Origin of the sequence: Synechococcus sp. WH 5701, assembly GCF_000153045.1 — a bacterium.
GTDB lineage: Bacteria > Cyanobacteriota > Cyanobacteriia > PCC-6307 > Cyanobiaceae > Regnicoccus_A > Regnicoccus_A antarcticus.
In genome coordinates, this window is record NZ_AANO01000089.1 from 1 (window position 1) to 1,350 (window position 1,350).

Genomic DNA, 1,350 nt, shown 5'->3' on the forward strand with positions numbered 1-1,350 from the left:
AGCGGCAGTTGTTGATCCATGCCGCAGCCTGACTTTCAACTTGAACCGTGAAACAGGAGTTTTGCAGTTAGCGAAAGAAGTAGAAGTCGTCGGTAATTGCCGCGAGGCAATCATCGATGTTCTTTGGCGAGCGCATCAAAATGGCAAACCTTCTTTGACGCGGGGAAGTCTGGTCGATGAAGTTTTTGCTCGGCACGGCAAACCAACAAAGACCGTCGACAACACGCTTGGATCCATGTTTGGCGAACGCCAAATAACCAGGCCACATCGTGGTTCTTACGCTCTGGCGCCAAAGCTGCTTCAGCAGAAGGAAGCCTCCTATACGGGGTTTTATATAGAAGGGAGTAATAAAGAAGAAACACAGTCAGAGACTGCGATTAAGCAAGTTCCCGAGGCTGTTCCCACCGTAAAAATTGGGAACACTGGTGTTCCCAAGGGAAATATGCCGGGAAGTCATCAGATGCCTGTCATGCCAGTCATTGTCACCGAATTACTTCCTAGACCGGCATCACTGCCTTACGAAATGGAAGATTCGGCAGACAACTGGTGACGACGGTCTCAAGTTCGATTGCGTAAAAACCTGACGGCATAACTTCCAGTCGCAACAAGGTGGTTACGACTGGAAGCCGCCTTGAAGGCTGGCCTTTTATGTAGCAAAAGCTACGCATCGCCGTCATCGTCAAGTCACACGTGATTCCTTTGATGCTGCGTCGTCTTTCTGCAGGGTTGCTTGCCACTGCTGCTTTTGTTGCACCACTGGCTGCCACTGCACAAGAGGGTTCAGCAGAAGACCTTGGTGTGATGAGCATCAGCCTCGCTGATGTGGTCAAACCCACCATTGGTTTTCAAGGTGCACTCCAAGGTGCAGGCACACCAAACCAAGCTGGTATTGGCGGGTTCCTTCCACTGTCTGTTGATGAGAACAGCGTTTGGTTCCTTGATGCCCTGGTCAACGCCCACTTCGGTGACCGCGATGGCTACAGCAGCATCATCAATACCGATGTCGGTGGTGGTTACTCAACGTCTACGCGCTTGGGTTATCGCTGGCTGAACAGCGACCGCAGTTGGATGTTTGGTCTGAATGGTGGTTATGACAGCCGTTCATTGAAATCAGGTGATGCCGATACCAGCATTAACGTCACCCACAAGAAGACCGTCGGCTTCCAGCAGATCGCACTGAACGCAGAAGCAGTCTCAAGCAGCTGGACCTTGAACGGCTATGGACTGATCCCTGTGGGTGATGTCGAGCAGAAGCTCAATAGCGTTTATGAGGGCGGCGCGTTGAACACCTATGGCTTGGATGCTGGTTATTTCATCACTCCTGTTTTGAAAGCATCAGCAGGTTATTAC

1 protein-coding gene and 1 pseudogene are annotated in these 1,350 nt (G+C 51.1%); both read left to right on the forward strand.

The features are described from left to right. The coding region (locus tag WH5701_RS17330; protein ID WP_232201744.1) for a hypothetical protein at window positions 1–550 on the forward strand (550 nt) is incomplete at its 5' end. A gap of 152 nt (window positions 551–702) precedes the next feature. Beyond that, window positions 703–1,350: pseudogene (locus WH5701_RS00550) on the forward strand (carbamoyl-phosphate synthase); the annotation flags it as partial.